The sequence below is a fragment of the Microbacterium sp. NPDC089186 genome (assembly GCF_040685115.1).
GTDB lineage: Bacteria > Actinomycetota > Actinomycetes > Actinomycetales > Microbacteriaceae > Microbacterium > Microbacterium galbum.
Genome location: NZ_JBFBHJ010000001.1, coordinates 1,327,689 through 1,347,104, shown reverse-complemented (window position 1 = coordinate 1,347,104; position 19,416 = coordinate 1,327,689). Strand labels below are relative to the sequence as shown.

17 protein-coding genes are annotated in these 19,416 nt (G+C 71.3%); 5 read left to right on the top strand and 12 right to left on the bottom strand.

Annotated features, from left to right (window positions below):
- Positions 1-385 precede the first annotated feature (385 nt).
- From AB0N82_RS06250 to AB0N82_RS06240, 3 genes are read right to left on the bottom strand one after another with little or no spacing between them, the layout of a single operon-like run.
- Positions 386-1,720 (bottom strand): glycosyltransferase, encoded by a 1,335-nt coding sequence (locus AB0N82_RS06250; protein WP_363389396.1) that lies wholly within the window; start codon positions 1,718-1,720, stop codon positions 386-388.
- Positions 1,717-2,706, bottom strand: coding sequence for a hypothetical protein (locus tag AB0N82_RS06245; RefSeq protein WP_363389392.1), 990 nt, complete (start codon positions 2,704-2,706; stop codon positions 1,717-1,719). The genes AB0N82_RS06250 and AB0N82_RS06245 overlap by 4 nt, the downstream gene beginning before the upstream one ends.
- Entirely contained in the window at positions 2,703-3,632 is a 930-nt protein-coding gene (locus tag AB0N82_RS06240; protein ID WP_363389389.1) for a WcbI family polysaccharide biosynthesis putative acetyltransferase, read from the bottom strand. The genes AB0N82_RS06245 and AB0N82_RS06240 overlap by 4 nt, the downstream gene beginning before the upstream one ends.
- 79 nt (positions 3,633-3,711) lie before the next feature.
- Here AB0N82_RS06240 and AB0N82_RS06235 point away from each other — a divergent pair, with 79 nt between their 5' ends.
- The 4 genes from AB0N82_RS06235 to AB0N82_RS06220 are packed head-to-tail and all read left to right on the top strand — an operon-like array spanning position 3,712 to position 7,797.
- A complete protein-coding gene (locus AB0N82_RS06235; RefSeq protein ID WP_363389385.1) occupies positions 3,712-4,851 on the top strand; it encodes a glycosyltransferase in 1,140 nt (379 codons plus the stop codon).
- Positions 4,851-5,984, top strand: coding sequence for a glycosyltransferase (locus tag AB0N82_RS06230; protein ID WP_363389437.1), 1,134 nt, complete (start codon positions 4,851-4,853; stop codon positions 5,982-5,984). Before AB0N82_RS06235 ends, AB0N82_RS06230 begins: the two co-directional genes overlap by 1 nt.
- Positions 5,981-6,985 carry a hypothetical protein gene (locus tag AB0N82_RS06225; RefSeq protein WP_363389381.1) on the top strand — a complete coding sequence of 335 codons (1,005 nt, stop codon included), beginning with the start codon at positions 5,981-5,983 and terminating at the stop codon, positions 6,983-6,985. The genes AB0N82_RS06230 and AB0N82_RS06225 overlap by 4 nt, the downstream gene beginning before the upstream one ends.
- Positions 6,982-7,797, top strand: coding sequence for a galactosyltransferase-related protein (locus AB0N82_RS06220; protein ID WP_363389378.1), 816 nt, complete (start codon positions 6,982-6,984; stop codon positions 7,795-7,797). The genes AB0N82_RS06225 and AB0N82_RS06220 overlap by 4 nt, the downstream gene beginning before the upstream one ends.
- A 67-nt stretch (positions 7,798-7,864) precedes the next feature.
- Here AB0N82_RS06220 and AB0N82_RS06215 read toward each other — a convergent pair whose 3' ends face one another.
- The 5 genes from AB0N82_RS06215 to AB0N82_RS06195 are packed head-to-tail and all read right to left on the bottom strand — an operon-like array spanning position 7,865 to position 13,152.
- Positions 7,865-9,022 (bottom strand): serine hydrolase domain-containing protein, encoded by a 1,158-nt coding sequence (locus AB0N82_RS06215; protein WP_363389375.1) that lies wholly within the window; start codon positions 9,020-9,022, stop codon positions 7,865-7,867.
- A complete protein-coding gene (locus AB0N82_RS06210) occupies positions 9,019-9,978 on the bottom strand; it encodes a glycosyl hydrolase family 32 (protein WP_363389372.1) in 960 nt (319 codons plus the stop codon). The genes AB0N82_RS06215 and AB0N82_RS06210 overlap by 4 nt, the downstream gene beginning before the upstream one ends.
- Before the next feature lie 29 nt (positions 9,979-10,007).
- Entirely contained in the window at positions 10,008-10,832 is an 825-nt protein-coding gene (locus AB0N82_RS06205) for a carbohydrate ABC transporter permease (RefSeq protein WP_363389369.1), read from the bottom strand.
- Positions 10,829-11,800 (bottom strand): sugar ABC transporter permease, encoded by a 972-nt coding sequence (locus AB0N82_RS06200; protein ID WP_363389366.1) that lies wholly within the window; start codon positions 11,798-11,800, stop codon positions 10,829-10,831. The genes AB0N82_RS06205 and AB0N82_RS06200 overlap by 4 nt, the downstream gene beginning before the upstream one ends.
- A complete protein-coding gene (locus tag AB0N82_RS06195) occupies positions 11,800-13,152 on the bottom strand; it encodes an extracellular solute-binding protein (protein WP_363389363.1) in 1,353 nt (450 codons plus the stop codon). The genes AB0N82_RS06200 and AB0N82_RS06195 overlap by 1 nt, the downstream gene beginning before the upstream one ends.
- Positions 13,153-13,330: 178 nt before the next feature.
- On the opposite strand from AB0N82_RS06195, the gene AB0N82_RS06190 reads away from it, so the two are divergent.
- A complete protein-coding gene (locus AB0N82_RS06190; RefSeq protein ID WP_315994556.1) occupies positions 13,331-14,353 on the top strand; it encodes a LacI family DNA-binding transcriptional regulator in 1,023 nt (340 codons plus the stop codon).
- A gap of 149 nt (positions 14,354-14,502) precedes the next feature.
- On the opposite strand, the gene AB0N82_RS06185 is transcribed toward AB0N82_RS06190, so the two are convergent.
- The 4 genes from AB0N82_RS06185 to AB0N82_RS06170 are packed head-to-tail and all read right to left on the bottom strand — an operon-like array spanning position 14,503 to position 19,379.
- Positions 14,503-16,185, bottom strand: coding sequence for a glycoside hydrolase family 13 protein (locus AB0N82_RS06185; RefSeq protein ID WP_363389359.1), 1,683 nt, complete (start codon positions 16,183-16,185; stop codon positions 14,503-14,505).
- Positions 16,186-16,216: 31 nt separating this feature from the next.
- Entirely contained in the window at positions 16,217-17,152 is a 936-nt protein-coding gene (locus tag AB0N82_RS06180; RefSeq protein WP_315994554.1) for a carbohydrate ABC transporter permease, read from the bottom strand.
- On the bottom strand, positions 17,149-18,063 hold the full coding sequence (locus AB0N82_RS06175; protein ID WP_315994553.1) for a sugar ABC transporter permease: 915 nt from the start codon (positions 18,061-18,063) through the stop codon (positions 17,149-17,151). The genes AB0N82_RS06180 and AB0N82_RS06175 overlap by 4 nt, the downstream gene beginning before the upstream one ends.
- Complete coding sequence (locus AB0N82_RS06170) at positions 18,060-19,379, bottom strand: extracellular solute-binding protein (protein WP_315994552.1); 1,320 nt, start codon at positions 19,377-19,379, stop codon at positions 18,060-18,062. Before AB0N82_RS06170 ends, AB0N82_RS06175 begins: the two co-directional genes overlap by 4 nt.
- Between the last annotated feature and the right edge of the window lie 37 nt (positions 19,380-19,416).

The window sequence follows — 19,416 nt, the reverse complement described above, 5'->3', positions numbered from 1 at the left end:
TAAATTGGCATTTGACAAGTGCACGCTGTTGAGTTCTCAAGGAACGGACGCACCCACAGAAACAGTCACCTAGACCTAACCGTGAGGCAGTTCACTACCTTCACACCATCCACACACAACAAGACCACCTCAAACGAAGCAGATCCCAGAAAATGTGCCGAACGGCAGAACCCCAACTGTAAACCAGAGAACCGAAACTCTCAAGAACAGATGTTGGGGGTGGTTCGCTACTTGAGGGGCTGCGGGGCCTTCCGGCCGCTCCGCTCTCCCCTGTGGGGCGAACAAGTAATAAGTTACGCACGAACGACCACCCCGTCGAATCGAGCACACACCCCGGGCGTGTCGCGACCGCATCCCGGCCTCGAGAGTCGCCGTGCGGCGGGCCTCACACGAACCGTCCGACGCTCCCCCATCCCCCGACCCACGCCTCCACGTGGGGCTGCGGACGGAGGACGTGCACCCCGTCCACCGTGACGGTCCGTCGGGCGAGCCCTTCGTCGTGGGCCCACCGCGCGACACGGCGACGAGCGCGTCTGCTGCGCGCACGGCCCACCGTCGCACCGTCCGTCGTCCTCAGGATGACGGTGCCGACGTCGCTCCCGCTCAGTGACGCCAAGGCGATGACGAGTTCGGCGTCGTCCACGATGACGAGGGGGACATCGAGCTCGAGGACGACGCGGGCGTCGAGCGGAGTACGGTCGGCCCGCACGCGCGGGTCGTTCGAGAGCGCGCTCCCCGGGGGGACGGCATCCATCGTCACCGTCGCCCGCGGGAAGGCGGACAGGATCGAGTCGGCGCAGACGAAAGCGGCCGCCGCGGTCAGGTCGCCGCGGACACGCACCTCGAGGTCGGGTGTGCGGGGAAGAAGACCACGGCCGGCAGATCCGTCGATGGGGATCAGCTGGGCGAGCTGAAGGCTCTGTCGGTTGCCCTCCTCCGCGCGGTCTCGGTCGTCGCGTCCGGCCCAGTCGGGTCCGTCGTGCCAGGCGACGGCGCTCGGGACATGGGCGAGTACCGCGCCGGCCTGCCAGGCGCGATGCGCCCACTCCCAGTCCTCTCCCCCGTAGGCGGAGAAGGCTTCGTCGAACCCTCCGACGTCGTCGAAGAGCGCACGGGAGCAGGCGAGCACCGCGCTGATCACGTATCGGTACGAACGGTCGTCGGCACGGAGCAGATCACCGCTGTCCGCGTAGGCCTCGCGCAGCCAGGCGGGCTCGTCCAGTTCGACGGCGGGCGCGACCTCGGCGATCGGCGCATCGACCGCCACGCCGGAGAGATCGGCGTGACGGCGGCGTCCGACCGTCACCGCCTCGGGCAGCAGAGCCGGCAAGCGGGTGAGTGTGCGCACGTACGCGGGCTCGGGCGTCGTGTCGGCGTCGAGGAAGCAGAGCACGTCGCCGGTGGCGACCGAGGCCCCCAGATTCCGCGCCGCCGCCGCGCGGAAGCCGCGGTCGTCCTGACGGACGAGCCGGACGCCGTCGGGGACGACGGGCGGTTCAGGGGACCCGTCGTCGGCGACGACGATCTCGAGGCGATCGGCCGGATGGTCCTGACGGGCGAGCGCGGTGAGCGTGCGCGCGAGCTCCCGGGGCTGCGCGTAGTGGGTGACGACCACGGTGACCCGCGGGGGCTCCGGCTCGCGGTGGGACACCAGGTCCCATCGGTTGCCCGGGACCCATGGCATCCGGTCGTTCCATCCCTCGGGGATGTCGGCGGTCACGGCGCAAGCCCTCCCCACCACCGCAGGTAGGCGCGGGCGGCGTCGGCGCGGCCGAAGGGCAACGGGGCGACGCCGTGCCAGGTCGACGAGGCGTCGGCGCGGGCCGCGGCGATGGCCCCGGCGAGCGCCTCGGACTCGACGACGGCGAGGGTGCCGGGGCGCAGCTGCGCCATCTCGTCGACGTAGCGGTTGCGCACGGCGAGGGGACGACGACCCCATCCGATCCACGAGGCCAGCGAGCCCGACGCCGACACGTGGCGGTGGGCGATCACCGGCACCGCGACGCGGGAAACGCGCGCGGCCATGTCGGCGTCGTCGAGCCATCCGGTCACCTCGACGGAGACGCCGACGGCATCCGCGCGGCGGACGAACGCGTCGAGGTCGGCCGCGTGCCCCTCCGAGGCGCGACCGAGCACGGTGAGCCGGGGGACGCCCGCCGCGACGGCGGCCGCGAGCGCTTCGTCGTGGCCCTTGCCGGGGTAGAAGTAGCCGAGCACGCCGACGCCGTCGTCGGAGGAGGCGACGGACGCGGGACGCTCGTCGACCGGGAGGGGAACGACGGCGATGTCGCCGTGCCACACGTCCTCTTCGCGGAGGAGCTCGCGTTCGTGTGCGCTGTTGACCGCGACGGCGCGTGCCGCCTCGGTGACCGCGCGGTAGAAAGCGCGGCGACGGGGACGATTGCGTTCGCCGTCGGACTCCTGCGGCACGTCGTGCAACGTGACGGTGAGCGGATGCCGAGCGGCCAGCGCCACGACGGTGCGCGTCGCCTCTTCGGGCGAGGCACCCCAGAGACGGTCGGTGACGTGGGCGTGCACGGGCGAACCCGGAGCGAGCACGGCGAGCGCGTCGGGCGTGGCGATGCGGGCCCCGGGCGTCAGGCGGACCACCTCGGCGGCGATCTCCCGGGCGTACACCGCGACCCCGTGCGGCCCGGGGTGGACCAGGAGCACCGGGGGCGCGGCATCCGGGGTCTGCAGGCTCATGCGGCGGCCGCCCAGGTGGCGAGCAACGGTGCCATGCGGTCGACGACGGCGGCCAGCAGGGCGGGACGCTCGCGGTAGAAGGCGAGGTGGGCCTCGCGGACGACGTCGGCCGGAAGCGTCTCTCCGGCGACGATCCAGTCGGGCCGGGGCGCGGCATCCAGGTTCCAGGTGTCGACCACCCAGTCCTCGAGCGGCGCGCGCACGGAGGCGAGGATCGGGCGCCCGGGATCGACGGCCCCTCCAGGCGCGCCGAGGGCGGCGACGATCCGCTCGCCGAGCGGGAGGAACAGGGCGTTGCCGGGATGATTCACCGTGCGCGCCAGATCCTCGACGACGGGGGCGAACAGATCGGATGCCACGACGTCGAGCCCCCGCGCCTCGCGGCGACGCAGTTCGGCACGGGAGCCCTCGGCGATCCCGCGCACCGCGGGGGGTTCGAGGGCGGCGGGGATGTCGATGCGCGCCGCCTCGGCGACGGTTCGCACGTCGTGGTAGGCCACGAGCGGTGGATCTTTGGGGAAGTCGGGGAGCCGCAGCACCGCCTGGAACGGGTGGAGGCCCGCGAACCGGACGGCCGGGACGGTGACGACACGGGCTGACGGCGCGAGGGACGCCCGGAGCTGCGCCGTTCCCAGCGCGAGCCCCCGGTAGTCGTCGCGGATCGGCTGGGTGACGAGGAACGACGCGCCGCGGAGGAGGTCGTGCACCCTCGCGGTGTCGTCGGCCGACAGCTCGTGGACCGCGGGCATGCGTACCGTCGGGAGGGCGTCGGAGGAGATCACCAGGCGTAGGGACTCGGCCTGACAGTTGCCCACGACGAGGCCGTAGCCGGAGGGCAGCGGAGCGTCTCCGTAGAACCCGGCGTAGTGGGCCCGGCGCGCTATCACCGCTTCGCCGTGGTCCGCAAGGCTTCCCAGCCGCGCCATGTCGCCACCCATGATGTGAACGTATCCGTCGGTGTCATCGTCGTCCCAACCGCCCCGTTGCATTGCGATGTGCCTGGCGATGCGGTACACGCACCGTCACGCATGCCTGCACGAGGAGGAAGAGAAGATCGTCACCAGCACCGTCCCCCCGGTCCGGGTCGCCGCCGTCCCCTCGGCGCACCCCTACGTCACCGCCGTCGCGGATCCCGCGCATGTGCTCCTGCTCGCCGATCCGCCTCCCCCGGGCGCCCCGGCCGGACAGTGGTGGCCGCCGCAGATCCTCCTGCCGGAGTGGCTTCGGGCGAATGCGGCGGACTTCGACCTGGTGCACGTGCATTTCGGCATCGAGTCGTACACGCCCGAGGAACTCTCCGAGACCGTCGCCACGCTGCGGGCCCTGGGGCGGCCCCTGGTCTACACGGTGCACGACCTCGAGAACCCCCAACTGCTGTCGCAGGAGGCCCACCGCGCCTCGCTCGCCGTGCTGGCCGAGGCGGCCGACGAGCTCATCACCCTGACCGGGACGGCCGCCGACGAGGTCTTCGCGCTCACCCGTCGTCGCCCGACGGTGATCGTCCACCCGACCCTGCTCGCCGAGACGGACCGCCCCTTCGGCGCGGCGCACGCCGCGACGCGCGTCGGCGTGCACCTGCGCGATCTGCGCCCGAACATCGACGGGGTGGGCACCGCCGCGACGCTGGTGCGCGCCGTGGCCGATCTGCGGGCCCAGGGCGCGCGGGTCGAGGCGGTCGTGCGGATGAACGAGAACGTCCGCGACGCCGAGGCGGCGGCATCCATCGACCTGCTCGCCCGCGATGCCGAGGGCGTCACGGTCGAGCGCGGTGCCCGCCTCGATGACGAGGCGCTCTCGCACTGGCTCGCGGACCTCGATGCGTGCCTGCTGCCCTACCGGCACGGCACCCAGTCGGGGTGGGCGGAGCTCTGCTACGACCTCGCCGTGCCCGTCATCGGCACGCGCGTCGGGCACATCGCCGCCCAGCACCCCGTCGACTTCCACAGCTTCGACGTCGGAGAGCCCGTGTCGCTCGCACGGGCGATCGTGGATGCCACCAACGCTGCGTGGTCGACACCCGGCTCGCCGAAACGGGCGGAGGAGATCGGACGTCGGCGCACCGAGCGCCTCGGCGAACGGGATGCCGTGCGCGCCGCGCATCTCGCGCTGTACCGACGCGCGATGGCGACGGAGGAGGCGGCGTGATGCGGATCGGGAAGGCCCTGCGGGTCCTGGTGGTGGCACCCTCGCGCTACGCCCTGCGCCAGCCGCACGCCGGCGGCCTCGAAGCGTGCGTGTGGGATCGCGTGCGATGGCTGCGCGAACGGGGCCACGAGGTGACGCTGTGCGCCGCGGACGGTTCGGACTTCCTCGGCGACGTGCCCGAGTTCCGGCTGCCGACCCCGGAGTGGAACCGCCCCGAGGAGTCGTCCGACACCGAGTACCCCGCGGGGTACGTCGACGCGGTCGAGGCCGCCTACGACGCGGCGCGGGAGCGCCTCATCGCGGACCGCCACCTCTACGACGTGGTCGACAATCACAGCCTGCACCCGGCACCCATCCGCTGGAGCCGGGAAGCCGGCATCCCGGTCGTGACCACGCTGCACACCCCGCCCTTGGAGCCCATGCTCGAGGCGGCCGCGGACGTGCGCGACAGCCCACACCGCTTCGTCGCGGTGAGCCAGGCGACGGCGCGCGCGTGGTCGGTCGAGGGCGTGGACGCGTTCGTCTTCCCGAACGGCGTCGACACCGACCAGTGGACCCGCGGAACCGGCGGCTCCTCGTGGGTCTGGTCGGGGCGCGTGGTACCGGAGAAGGCCCCGCATCTCGCGATCGAGGCGGCACGGGAGGCGGGAGCGCACATCGTGCTGGCCGGGCGCATCGGCGACGTCGATTACTTCGAACAGGAGATCGCCCCGCGCCTGGGCGCCCACGCCCGCTACGTCGGTCCCCTGCGTCAGCCCGACCTGTGCCGACTCGTGGGGTCGTCGGCCGTCGCCCTGGTGACACCCATGTGGGAGGAGCCCTTCGGCCTCGTCATCGCGGAGGCGCTGGCCACGGGCACGCCCGTCGCCGCGTTCGACATCGGCGGCGTGTCGGAGGTTCTCAGCGGGATGCCGGGGTCGGCGACGGTCATGCCGGGCGACGTCGTCGCCCTCGCGAAGGCCGCCTCCCGCCTGGCGGCGGAGGGAGCGCAGGAGCCGCTCACCCGCGTGTGGACCCGCCGCGCGGCGGTGCGGCAGCACTCGCTGGCACAGCGCTATCGCGAGGTGGAGCGCGTGCTCGCCCACACCGCGCAGCCGGTCCCGGTGCGGCGCGCGCCGGCGGTGGCGTGGTGATCGGCTGGTACGTCCACCATCACGGCTACGGCCACGTCGCGCGCTTCCTGGCGGTGCAGCCGCACCTGCGCTCGCCCGTCGTGGCGTTCTCGTCGATGCCGCGGCCCACGACGCTGCCCGCCGAGGTGGAATGGGTGGAGCTGCCCCCCGACGCCGATGAGTTCGAGGGCGCGGACGGGTCTTTCCACGACCCGCGCGACGCCGAGCCGACCGTCCGCGGACACCTGCACTGGGCCCCGCACGGCCACCCCGGTCACCGCGCCCGCCTCGCGACGATCGCCGCGGCATCCGTCACCCGGGATCTGCAGGCCTTCGTCGTCGACGTGAGCGCCGAAGTGGTCGCTTTCGCGCGCCTGCTGGGCCTGCGCACCGTCGCGGTGACCCAGCCGGGTGCCCGCACCGACGCCCCGCACGCGCTCGCGTACGCCCTGGCCGACCGCATCGTGGCCCCGTGGGCGCACGGCGCCGTGCCCACCGCGGGCCTGTCGGCGCACGGTGACCGAGTCGTGTGGACGGGCGGGATCTCGCGGTACGACGGGCGCTCCCCGGAGGGCGCCCGCGCCGAGCGCGCGGTTCTCGTGCTCGGTCGCGTGCTCGACGACGCCGTGCGGGCGGAGGCCACCGCCCGCCTGCGGGAGCGCGGGTGGGACGTCTCGGCCGTGGGCCACGACGCGACCTCGCGCGTGGACGATCCGTGGCCGCTGCTCTCGCGCAGCACCGTGGTGATCAGCGCCGCCGGGCAGAACAGCGTCGCCGACCTCGCGACCGCGGGTGCGCACGCCGTGGTCATCGCGCAGGAGCGCCCCTTCGACGAACAGGTCCACACCGCCGACGCCCTCGACCGCTGGGGACTGGCTCATCGGGCCGACGCCACCGTCACGGCGCCCGAACTCGTCGCCCTCGTCGAGGCCGCGGCCGACGGCGAACCGGACTGGTCGCGCTGGCAGGTCGCCGGAGGCGCAGAGCGCATGGCCGCCGCCGTCGAGGCGGTGCTGCCGTGAAGACCGCGGTGATCACGGTCGCGTCGAGGGCGCGCGCCGAGCACCTCGAGCGACAGCGCCGCGTGCTGGCCGAGGTGGCGACCGACATCGTGCGCGTGGAGGCGTGGCTCGACGCGTCGCCGCCGGACGGCACCCCGGATGCCGACACCCTCACGCTGCACGTGCCCCCGGGGCCCCACGGCATGTGCGTGGGCGAGGGCCGTAATCGGGCCGCCGCCGCGGCCGTCTCGGCCGGCGCCGAGCTGCTCGTCTTCCTCGACGTCGACTGCCTCCCGGGCGCGGACCTGCTGCCCGCCTACCGCGACGCGGCCCGCGCGCACCCGGATGCGATCCTCGCCGGAGCGGTCACCTACCTCGCGAGCGTGCAGCGCCCCGGATCCGCCTCCGACCTGCCGTTCCTCGTGCGCCCGCACCGCGCGCGCCCTGCGCTCGAGCCGGGCGCGACGCGCACGGCATCCCGCGAGGAGTACGACCTGTTCTGGTCGCTGTCGTTCGCCGTCACCCCCGCGACGTGGGACAGGATCGGCGGTTTCCACCCCGGCTACGAGGGCTACGGCGCCGAAGACACCGATCTCGCGTGGACGGCGCGCGCCGCCGACGTCGAGATGCGCTGGGTGGGCGGGGCGGATGCCTTCCACCAGTGGCATCCGGTGTCGTCTCCCCCGTGGCAGCATCTCGACGACATCCTCCGCAACGGCGCGACCTTCCACGCGCGGTGGGGGTCATGGCCGATGGGCGGATGGCTCGAGGCTTTCGCCGCGGCCGGCGCGATCGAGCAGCGCGAAAACGCCTGGGTCCGCTCCCGCGCGTGAGGTGCCGGGATTTGTCGCTCCGGAATGCCCGGAAGCGACGAATCTCGGCACCTCGCGCAGGGAGGGGTCAGACCAGCGCGCGGAGGGCGTCGACGATCCTCGTGGCGCGGGAGTCGTCGGCCTCCATCCAGTTCGTGACGAAGGCGAAGCCGACGCGGGCTGCGCGATCGGCGAACGCCACCTGACCGCCTGCCCCGTCGTGGCCGAAGCTCGTCGGGCCGAGGTAGCGGCGCGCGTCGGAGTCCAGCTGGAAGCCCGCCGCCCAGCGCGGCCACGGGGCGGGCGCGGCGAACACGGGTGCGCCTGCCGTGCGCTCTCGCGTGACCTCGTCGAGCGTGTCGTCGCGGAGCAGACGGATGCCGTCGGTCTCGACGACCGTGGCCGACCACATCGCCGCGACCGCCCGGGCGGTGGCGACGGCGCCCGCCCCCGGGATCACGGCGGCCCGCACGTCGTCGGCGTTGAATCCGTCGTCGTCGGTCACGAGCGTGGCCGGCAGTGCGCCGCCGAGCGTCATCGCCCGGTCCAGCCAGTCGACGACGCCGGGGTCCCGCTCGGCCGCCTGCCGCGCGACGAGGGCGTCGAGCGTCGGCCCGACGCGCAGGTGAGCAGCGGATGCCGCGACCTCGGCCGGCATCCCGAGCCACGCTCCGCCGCCCACCGCCTCCGCCATCGCCGCGAACGCCTCGCCGGGGGCGACGCCGCCGGCCCGGCGCACGATCTCGCCCGACAGCCAGCCGTGGGTGAGAGCGTGATACGCCCAGCCGGCGCCGGGCTCCCACAGCGGTTCCTGCGCGGCGACGATCCGGGTCATCGCGTCGAAATCGAGCAGCTGCGCGCGCGTGACGTCGACCCGCGGGGCCGAGACACCCGCCCGATGCGCGAGGGCGTCGCCCACGCTCACCCGGGCTTTGCCGTGCACCGCGAACTCGGGCCAGAGCTCGGCCAACGGACGGTCGAGGTCGAGCATCCCGTCTTCGACGAGCCGCGCGGCGAGGATCGACATCAGACCCTTCGTGCACGAGAACACCACGGAGGGCGTGTCGCTCTCCCACGGCCGACCGTCGCGGCTGTCGGCTGTGCCGCCCCAGACGTCGACGACCGTGCGTCCGTCGACACGGATCGCGAGGGCCGCGCCCATCTCGGGCAGCCCCGCGAATGCGGCGGCGAAGGCCTCCCCCACCGGCTCGAATCCCGGGGCCACGACGCCCTGCACCGCGGTCACCGGACGACCTCCGCGACGATGAGACGGTCGCCGTCCCAGCGCAGCGGGAGCGGGTCGGACAGGGTGCCGACGAACGCGCCGTCGGTCGTGACGTTCTCGAAGGCCAGCATCACGGCCTGGCCGTCGGCGTCGTCGGCGACGACGCGACCGCTGTAGAGCCGCTCGTCGGCGACCAGCGTCGCACGCTCGACGGGGTACGGACCCCGCGGGTCGTCGAGGGCCACGGCCCAGATGCCTCCCGCCTGACCGACGCGGTCACCGGCCAGATGAGTCGCGTCGCAGGAGAAGACCAGAGCCCACCGCCCCGCGATCCGCACCACCTGCGGCACCTCGAGGTGAGCGAAACCGGCGCCCGGCGTGCTGCGCGGGGGGCGCACCTCCCACTGGTGCAGGTCGCGCGACCAGGCGTGCCCGATGACCCCGCGGTCGCGGCCGCGGCCGTCCCGGGCGCGGGCGGTGACGAGCATGTGCCATCCCTCGCCGTCGGGATCGGCGAACACCCACGGATCGCGCCAGGCCTCCTCGTGCCAGGTGCCCGCGTCGAGCGTCTCGTACCAGCGCGCGTCGGCGGCCACGACCACCTCGGGATCCTTCACCCACGTCGCCAGATCGGTCGAGGATGCCGCGAGCACCGTCTCGACGTTCGTGATCTCGCCCTCGCGCAGGAACCGCGAGCCGGTGTAGAACATGCGCCAGTCGGCATCCGCCCCGACGATGCTGCCGGTCCAGGTGGCCGTGGCATCCGGAGCATCTCCCCCGGAGGGCTCCAGCACCGTTCCGTGGACAGTCCACGAGCGCAGGTCGTCGCTCGTGGCGTAGCCGACGCTGGCGTTGCGGTGACGCAGGTCGGGGTCGCCCAGGCTCGTCGGCGCCTGGAGGAACATCATGTGGTGGGTGTCGCCGTCGCGGGCGAGCCAGAAATCCCAGACCCAGTGGTCGGGCAGCGTGAACGTCATGAGGTCCGTTTCGGGGAAGAAGGGCGTGATCAGCCCTTGACCGCGCCCTGCACGAGGGCGCGGATGAACTGGCGCTGGAACACGAGGAACAGCAGGACGGCGGGCGTGATGATGATCAGCGCTCCCGCGTTGAGCAGCGGGATGCTGAGCGAGTACTGGCCCTGGAAGAAGGTCAGGGCGCCCGCGACCGTGCGCTGCAGGGGGTCGGCGATGAGGACGACCGGGAGCAGGAACTGGTTCCACGTCCAGATGAACAGCAGGATCGCCAGGGCCGAGAGCGCGGGAGCGGCGAGCGGGAGCTGGATGCTGCGGAACTCCCGCCAGATCGAGGCACCGTCGACACGGGCCGCCTCGGACAGCTCGCGGGGCACGTTGATGAAGTGCGCGCGCATCCAGAAGACGCCGAACGGCATGTAGAGCCCGATCAGCGGGAAGATCACCGCCCAGGGGGTGTTCACGGTGCCCATCGACTGCGCCTGGTAGTAGAGCGGGATGATGAGCGCCTCGAACGGGATGGTCAGGCCCAGGACGAAGAACACCAGGATGCCGCGGCCGAAGCGCACCTGGAGCGAGCCCAGCGCGAAGCCCGCCAGGGTGGCGGCGACGAGGCTCAGGGGGACGACGCCGAGGACGATCATCAGGCTCGACCCCATGAGCTGCCACACGTGGCCGGTCTCGAAGGCGGTGGCGAAGTTGCCCCACTGCGGATCGGTCGGCCAGGTGAGACCGGTCGGATTCTGGTCGGCGGGCTGGAGTGCCGCGGAGAACATGCTGATCAGCGGCAGGAGCGTCACGATCGCGGCGACGCTGAGCAGGAGGATGCCGAGCACGCGCTCGGTACGGCTGGCGATCACGAGTCGCTCGCTCTCGAGAGGCGTTGGATGGGGAGCACCACGATCAGCACCAGCACCATGAGCACGATGCCGAAGGCCGAGGCCAGGCCCACATCGCTCTGGGTGAAGCCGATGCGGAAGATCGACAGGCCGGGCACGAGGGTCGCGCGGCCGGGACCGCCCTGGGTCGAGGTGTAGATGATGTCGAAGCTCGACAGGGCGGCGATGACGGTGACGGTGACGAGCACCGCGATCTCCTGACGCAGGCCGGGGAGGGTGATGGTGAAGAACTCGCGCCACCACCCGGCACCGTCGAGGCGGATCGCCTCGTACAGCGAGACGTCGATCTTGCCGAGACCGGTGAGCAGCAGCACGGTGCACAGACCGGTGAGCACCCACGATCCGATCAGGCCCACGGCCGGCAGCGCCGTGCCGTAATCGGCGAGCCACGGGCGGGTGATCCAGCCGAGCCCGACCCAGCCGAGGATCTGGTTCACCGCACCGGTCTGGGCGTACATCCACGACCAGGCGATACCGGCGGCGGCGAGCGGGATGATCTGCGGCAGGAACAGCACCGTCTGCGCCGTGGCGGCGAAGGCCTTGTACCGGATGCCGCGGATGAGGGTCGCGAGGACGAGCCCGAGCCCCACCGGGATGAACGTGAAGAACGCGATCAGGATGAACGCGTTGCGGATCGCGCCGAGCAGGTCGGGGTCGGTGAACACCGTGAGGTAGTTCTCGAAGCCGACCCAGCGGGCGAGACCGATGCCGTTCCAGTCGTAGAACGAGTACTGCACCCCCTGGAGCAGGGGCCAGATAACGAATCCGACGTAGAACGCGAGGGCGGGCACGAGGAGCACCCAGCCGACGAGGGTCGCCCGCCGGGCCACTGCGCGTGCAGCGGCCCGGCGAACGGGTGCGGTCGCCGTCGCCGAGGAGGCGTCGCTGTGTCGAGGGGCCGCCGCGACGGCGACCGCACGGTCGGTCATTACTTCCCGACCTCGCTCTCGTAGAACTTCTGCACGCGGTCGACGAACTCCTGGCCGGTGATCTGGCTGGTCACCAGCAGCTGCGACTCGGGGATGATCGAGCCCGCGTAGATGCCCGCGGTGGTGTTGGCCATGAAGTCGACCTGGCCGTTCTCAGCGCCGATCTGCGCGGACATCTTCAGCGCGTTCTCGATCAGCGAGCCGGACTCGACGCTCGGCAGCTCCTGGGCGGGGTCGCCGCCGGGCGACGCACCGGTGACGTCGACGATGATCTGGCGCGCGGTCGGATCGGTGTGCACCCAGTTCAGGAAGTACGCGACTTCGTTGATGTGCGGCGACTTGGCTGCGACCGAGAACGAGTTCGCCGCTCCCATGGCCACGTGATCGGCTCCGGCCTCGGCCGGCGGCACGAGGAAGAACTCGACGTTGGAGCCGAGCGCCTTCTGGTAGTTCGCCGCCTCCCAGTTGCCGTTGAAGGTGAACAGACCCTCGCCCGCCGAGAAGCGGCTGGTGAAGGTGAAGTAGTCGATCGCGTTGATGTCGGACGGGAAGTACCCGGCATCCGCCCATTCACGCACGAGCTCGGCACCCTGGACGTTGCCGGACTCGTCGTAGCGCGCACCCGGCTCGTTGAACATCCACGACAGGAACTGGTCCTTGTCGACGTACTGGTTCATCGCGGCCTGGACCACGAAGTTGACGACGCCGTCCTTGTCGCCGGCCATGATCGGCAGGATGCCGGCGGCCTTCGCCTTCGCCATGTCGTCCTCGAGCTCGGACAGGGTCTGCGGCGGGGCGTCGATGCCGAGCTGGCCGGCGAGCGTGGTGTTCATGTAGATGCCGGTGATGCTGTAGCCCAGGCCCAGCTGGTAGAGCGACCCGGATCCGCGGACGCCCTCGTCGTTCATGCGCAGCGGCGCGAGCTGCGACGCCGGCCAGGCGTCCCACCCGTAGGCGTCGAAGTAGGGGTCGAGGTTGGCCACGAGCCCGTCGCGCACCGTGTCGCCGAGGGTGGGGAGGCGGATGAGGTCGGGCGGGGTGGAGCTGGCGAGAAGCTTGGGGGCGTTCGCGGTGAGGTTCTGGAACGTGTCGCGGTTGATCGTGAAGGTGACGTTCGGGTGCTGCTTGGTGAACTCCTCGGTCAGCTTGTCGGTGACCGGGAAGCCCGTCTCGTCGGCGATCGTGAGCTGGACGGGGTCGCTGGTGAGCTCGGTGCTCACCTCGACGTCGTTCTGCGCGGCCGGGGCCGCGCTCCCGGGCGCGCACCCGGTCAGGGCGGCGCCGGTGAGGCCGGCGATGGCGAGCAGGGCGAGGGATGCCCCTCGGCGCCGGCGCGGGATGCGGGTGTTCATGTCGACTCCTTCGTCTGTGCTGCGTGCCGGCGCTCGGGCTGTTCCGGCGGCGGACTGCTGGTGCGCTAACCTGTGCTGAAAGGATTTAGCAGCATCATTTACGCAGACGCACGGAGCGCTGTCAAGATCACTGCGAAGATCGTGACCGCGGCGCCGATGCCGCAGAACGGGAGCACCGATGGGCAAGAGGGTCACACTGGCCGACGTCGCCCGGCGAGCCGGCCTGTCCCCCGCGGCGGCCTCCATGATCTTGAACGGTCGTCCCGACACCCGCCTCTCGAAGGACGCCCACGAGCGCGTGCACGCCGCTGCCGCGGAGCTCGGCTACCGCCCCAACATGTCGGCGCGGGCGCTGCGCACCGACACGTCGCACACCGTCGGTTTCGTGTCGGACCTCGTCGCGACCACCCGCTTCGCGAGCGGGCTCATCAAGGGCGCGCTCGGCGCGGCGGAGGCCGCCGGCCAGGTCGTGCTCGTCGCGGAGACCGGAGGTGAGCCCGAACGCGAGGCCGAGGCGGTCTCGGCCCTGCTCGACCGTCAGGTCGACGGCATCATCTTCGCGTCGATGCGCGCGCGGGAGACGTTCGTCCCCCGCCTGCCGACGGGACTGCGCACGGTCATGCTGAACGCCACCAACGAGCTGCACCGCTGCAGCGTGCTGCCCGACGAGGAGACGGGAGGTCGACGGGCGGTCGAGCTCCTCCTCGATGCGGGGATCCGCGACGGCATCCTGCTCCTCGGATACGACGCGGAGGCGGAACGCGATCTGTTCCGCTCGGCCACGGTGGCGGCGCGCGTGCGCGGGATCTCCGCGGCCATGGCCGACGCGGGGGCGAGATTCCTGCACGAGGAGTCGATCTGGCTGTGGGAGCCCGCCCCCGGCTACGAGTTCACCGCGCGGCTGCTCGCCCAGGGGATGCGCCCGCGGGCCATCGTCTGCCTCAACGACCGGCTGGCCTTCGGCGCCCTCCAGGCCCTGGGGGATGCCGGGCTGCGGGTGCCCGACGACGTGTCGCTGGTGTCGTTCGACAACGACGAGCTCGCCGCCTACCTGCGTCCGGGGCTGACGACGATCGGTCTTCCGCACGAGGACATGGGCCGCCGCGCCGTCGAGCTCCTGCTCACACCGGACGGCCCACCCGAGGGGCAGCACCTCGTCGAGATGCCGGTGGTGATCCGCGACTCGATCCGCCGTCCCTGAGCGCACGCGGGAAGGACTCCTCCCGTCGAGTGTCCAGGACATGCCGCGCGCGGCCGGCGAGCCCGGCGTGTTCTGGACGCTCGACGGGGTCGAGGCCTCCCCGCACGGAAGCCCCGGCGCACGAGGGCGCCGGGGCTTCCGTGCGGGGGTCAGGCGCGTCGCATCCAGACCGTCGCCTCACCCGGCAGGACGTCTCCCGCGAGCGGGCCGCTCGACAGCAGTACCTCACCCGCGGGAAGCGCGGCGGGCTCGGTGCCGAAGTTCGTCACGACGGTCCACCCGCCGGGGCGGGAGAACGAGACCACGTCGGCGCGGTCGGTGTCCATCCACTCCAGCCGCTCGTCGGTCTGCAATCCGTGCCGCAGGGCGAGGGCCCGGCGGTACAGCGACAGCGTCGATGCGGGATCGCCGTCCTGCACATCGGCGGCGTAGGTCTCGAACCACTCCGGCTGCGGCAGGTGCGCGCCGCCCCGGCCGAATCCGAACGCCGACCCCGACGAGGTCCAGGGCAGCGGCACGCGGCATCCGTCACGGCCCATGTCGACCCCGGGGCTGCGGAAGAACGTCGGGTCCTGGCGCTCGGCATCCGGGATGTCGGCCACCTCGTGCAGCCCGAGCTCCTCGCCCTGGTACAGGTACGCGGACCCCGGCAGGCCCAGCACGAACAGCGCCGCCGCTCGTGCGCGACGCTCGCCGCGCTCGGCGTCGAGGGTCGGCGACTGCCCGCCCGACAGCAGCCACTCGTTGCCGTGCTTGAGCGTCGGGCGTCCGTCGGTGCCGCGCTCGGCGTCGGGCAGTCCGTACCGCGTGGCGTGGCGCACGACGTCGTGGTTGGACAGCACCCACGTGGTCGAGGACCCCGATCGAGCGGCGAGGGCGAGGTTGTCGGCCACGATCCGACGGAACTGCCCGGCGTCGAAGTCGGCCTCCAGCAGGTCGAAGTTGAACGCCTGTCCGAGGCTCTCGGCGCTGGCGTAGAGCGGGACCCGCGAGGGGTGGACCCAGGCCTCGGCCACCGCGGTACGCGGCGGGTCGTACGAGTTGAACACGGCACGCCACTCGGCATAGACCTCGTGCACGTCGTCGCGGTCGAGCAGCGGGTGCGTACCGTCGATCGGCATCGCCTCGAGTTCCGCCCGCGAGGGCAGCGGCTCCGTGAGGTCCTTCGTGAGCATATGGGCCACGTCGATGCGGAAGCCGTCGACGCCGCGATCGCTCCAGAAGCGCAGGGTCTTCACGAAGTCGGCGCGCACCTCGGGGTTCGACCAGTTCAGATCGGGCTGTGAGACGTCGAAGTTGTGGAAGTACCACTGGCCGTCGGCGACGCGCTCCCACCCGAGGCCGCCGAACACCGAGACCCAGTCGGTCGGCGGCTCGGAGCCGTCGGGGCCGCTGCCCTCGCGGAAGATGTAGCGCTCCCGCGCGGCCGAGCCGCGACCGGCGGCCACCGCCTCCTGGAACCAGGCGTGCTTGTCGGAGGTGTGATTGGGGACGATGTCGACGACGACGCGGATGCCGTGGGCGTGCAGCTGCGCGATCAGCTCGTCCATGTCGGCCAGGGTTCCCAGCCGCGGGTCGACGTCACGGTAATCGGCGACGTCGTAACCGCCGTCGGCGAGGTCGGACGGGTAGAAGGGGCTGAGCCAGATGGCATCCACCCCCAGTTCGGCCAGGTACGCAACGCGAGAGGTGACGCCGGGGATGTCTCCCAGGCCGTCGCCGTTCGTGTCGGCGAAGCTGCGGGGGTAGACCTGGTACACCACGGCCTGACGCCACCAGTCGGGGGTGTCGGAGAGCGCGCGGGCGTGCACGGAAGGTGCGGCGGTTGTCACGAAGGGTCCTTTCGGGGAGGGGATGGTCTGCTCAGCCCTTGACGGCGCCCTGCGTGACGCCGGCCATCACCCATCGCTGGGTGAAGAGGTAGGCGACGATCGCGGGGGCCATGGCCATGAGGTAGGAGGCGAAGGCGACGTTGTAGTTGTTGCTGAACTGCGTCTGGAACAGGTTCTGGCGCACCGGCAGCGTCTGAAGGGCCGGGTCGCTGATGATGAGCGACGGCATCATGAAGTCGTTCCACGCGTAGAGGAACGCGAAGATGCCGACCGTGGCGCTCATCGGTGCGAGCAGCGGGAAGATGAGACGCCAGAACGTCTGCCAGGTGGTGGCGCCGTCGATGCGCGCGCTCTCCTCAAGTTCGAGCGGGATGGAGCGCAGGAAGGCGGTGAACAACAGCACGCTGAAGCTCAGCTGGAACATCGTGGCGAGGATGATCACGCCGAGCGGGTTGTCGAGGCCGAGACGCCCGGTCAGCTGGATCTGCGGGAGCGCGATGACCGGGAACGGGATGAACATCGCCGCGAGCAGGTAGAAGAACGAGTAGCGGAAGAGCTTCCGGTCCCAGTTGCGCGCGATGGCGTACGACGCGAACGCGGCGAGGATGATGGTCGCCACGACCGTGCCCGCGGTGACCAGCAGCGAGATCGCGAGGCCCACCGGGAACTTCGTGAGCGTCCACGCCTGGACGAAGCCGTCGAAGCTGATCGGCGAGGGGATCGAGAACGCGTTGCCGTCGACCACCTGCGTGCCGTTCTTGAGCGCCATCGAGACGGTGACGTACAGCGGCAGCAGCACCGTCAACGAGCACAGCACGAGGATGGTCGTCGTCGACCAGCTGATGCGCTCGGCGCCGACGCGGCGGAAGCGGGAGCGCCGGGGGCCGGAGCCCGCGGGGCCCTGGCGCTCGGGGACGGCGAGCTCGGCCTGCTCGAAGGCGAGGGCGGGCTGGTTGAGAGCGGTCATGACAGGGTGTTCCTTCCCCGCGTCAGCGAGAGCTGCAGGAGCGAGATGACGACGGCGACGACGAAGAAGAGCGCGGCGTTGGCCATCTGATAGGCGTAGTCGCCGCCGTTGAAGCCCAGGATGATCGACATCGCGACGCTGCGCGTCGCCGTCCCCGGGCCGCCGCCGGTGAGACCGACGATGATGTCGTATGCGTTCAAGAACCCCTTGAAGCCGAGGATCACGTTGATGACGACGTAGCCGGCCACGAGCGGGAGCGTGATGCGCAGCAGCTGCTGCGTCTTGCTGGCCCCGTCGAGTCCGGCCGCCTCGTACACGTCGCCCGGGACCGAGAGCAGTCCCGCGATGTAGATGAGCAACGTCCCGGGGATCGCCTGCCACGCCGTGACGATGACGATCGCGACCCACGCCAGATCGGGGTTGGCGAGCAGGCTCGTCTGCAGCCACGGGATGCCGAGGGCCTCGCCCGCCGACGGCACGGAGTTGCTGAAGAGGAAGTTGAAGACGTAGGCGATGATGATGCCCGAGATCACCATCGGGATGACGAAGACCGTCCGCAACGCCTTCGTGAAGCGGATCCGCGCGGTCAGGCCCACCGCGAGCAGGAAGGCCGCGACGTTGACGACGATGACGGTGGCGATCGAGAACCCGAAGGTGAACAGGTAGGCCTGCAGGATCGCGGGGTCGCTGAAGATCGCGACGTAGTTCGTCAGCCCCGTGAAGTTCCACTCCCCGAGACCGATCGAGTCGGTGAAGCTGAAGAAGATGCCGATCAGACCCGGGATCGTGATCGCGAGCGTGAACAGCACGAGGGTCGGCAGCAGGAACAGGTAGTAGATGGGCTCGATACGGCGCGAGCTACGGCGAGCCGTCGCCTTCCCACCCGTGACGATCGTGGTGGTGGTGGTCATCGCGCGGCCTCCTCGCCAGCGGCATCCGTCGTCGAGGCGGGCGGCTGGCGGAATGCGAGCCGCGACCAGTCCTCGTCCATCGTGCGCAGGGTGGCCTCGGGCGAGGCGCCGAAGATCATCGCCTGCGCGTAGTTGAAGGTGGGGATCGTCTTGGGCACGAGCACCGAGGCGCCCTGGTAGATGCGACCCTGCTCGTAGTACGGGACCATGCCGGCGACCCGCGGGTCGCTGGGGGAGGGCGCGTCCGTGGTCGGCGCGAACCCGAGCTGCGACTCGTTGTAGGCCTCGATGATCTCGGGCTGGTAGAGGTACTCGAGGAAGTCGCGGGCGGCATCCTGGTGGCGGGAGGCCTCGGGGATGATCGCGGCCAGGTCCATGTTCACCCGCACCTTGAGGTCGGCGGGATCGTCGGTCATCGGCAGCGGGAAGGTGCCCACGGAGAGGTCCGGCGCGGTCTTCGCGATCTCGCCGAGCGCCCAGGGACCCTGCAGGTACATCGCCGCCTGGCCCTGCGCGAACGCGAGGTTGCCGTCACCGTAAGCGCGGCTCTCGGCATCCTCGTTCGTGTAGGCCTGCGCGAGCTGGAGCATGCGGTCCATCGGCTCGGTGAAGTCCTTCGCGAACGAGACCGTCGAATCGGCCCCGACCTGATCGCCCTCGGCGGCGAGGCCGTCGAAGAAGTCGATCACGTCGAGCGAGCCACCGACGGAGTAGTCGTACCAGCCCTGCGCCACGGTCCAGTCGTCTTTGAAGGTGCCGTAGAAGGGGGTCACGCCGTTCTGCTTCAGAGTGTCGGACACCTGGATGAGCTCGTCCCACGTGGTGGGAACCTCGAGGCCCAGCTGCTCGAAGATCTGCCTGTTGTAGATGACCGAGGCGGCCATGACCGAGTAGGGCAGCGCACTGGTGCGCCCCTCGCACGAGCCGTACTGGTCCATGAGCGGCTGCAGATCCTCGCGGACCGCGCCCGCGGCGGTCGTGCCGGAGAGGTCGCTGAGCGCGCAGCGCTGCACGAAGCGGGCGACCTCGTAGTTGTAGTTGGCGAGCATGATGTCGGGCGGGTTGCCGCGGACGAAGCTCGCCGAGACCACGTCGACGCCCGAGCTGTCCATCTCGACGCGGACCTCGTCTTGCGAGGCGTTGTACTGCGCGACGACGTCGTTCATGAACGACAGCGCCTCGCGCTTGCTGAAGGTGAAGCGGATGGTCTCGCGCCCGTCGGCCGTGCAGCCGGCGAGCAGACTCGCCCCGAGCACCCCCACCGCGGCCGCGGCGAGCCACCGCCGCCCCGCTCTCGTCTTCGTCGACACCTGCATCCTCCTCGCTGCACTGCGAATTTGTTGTGTCGCCGAG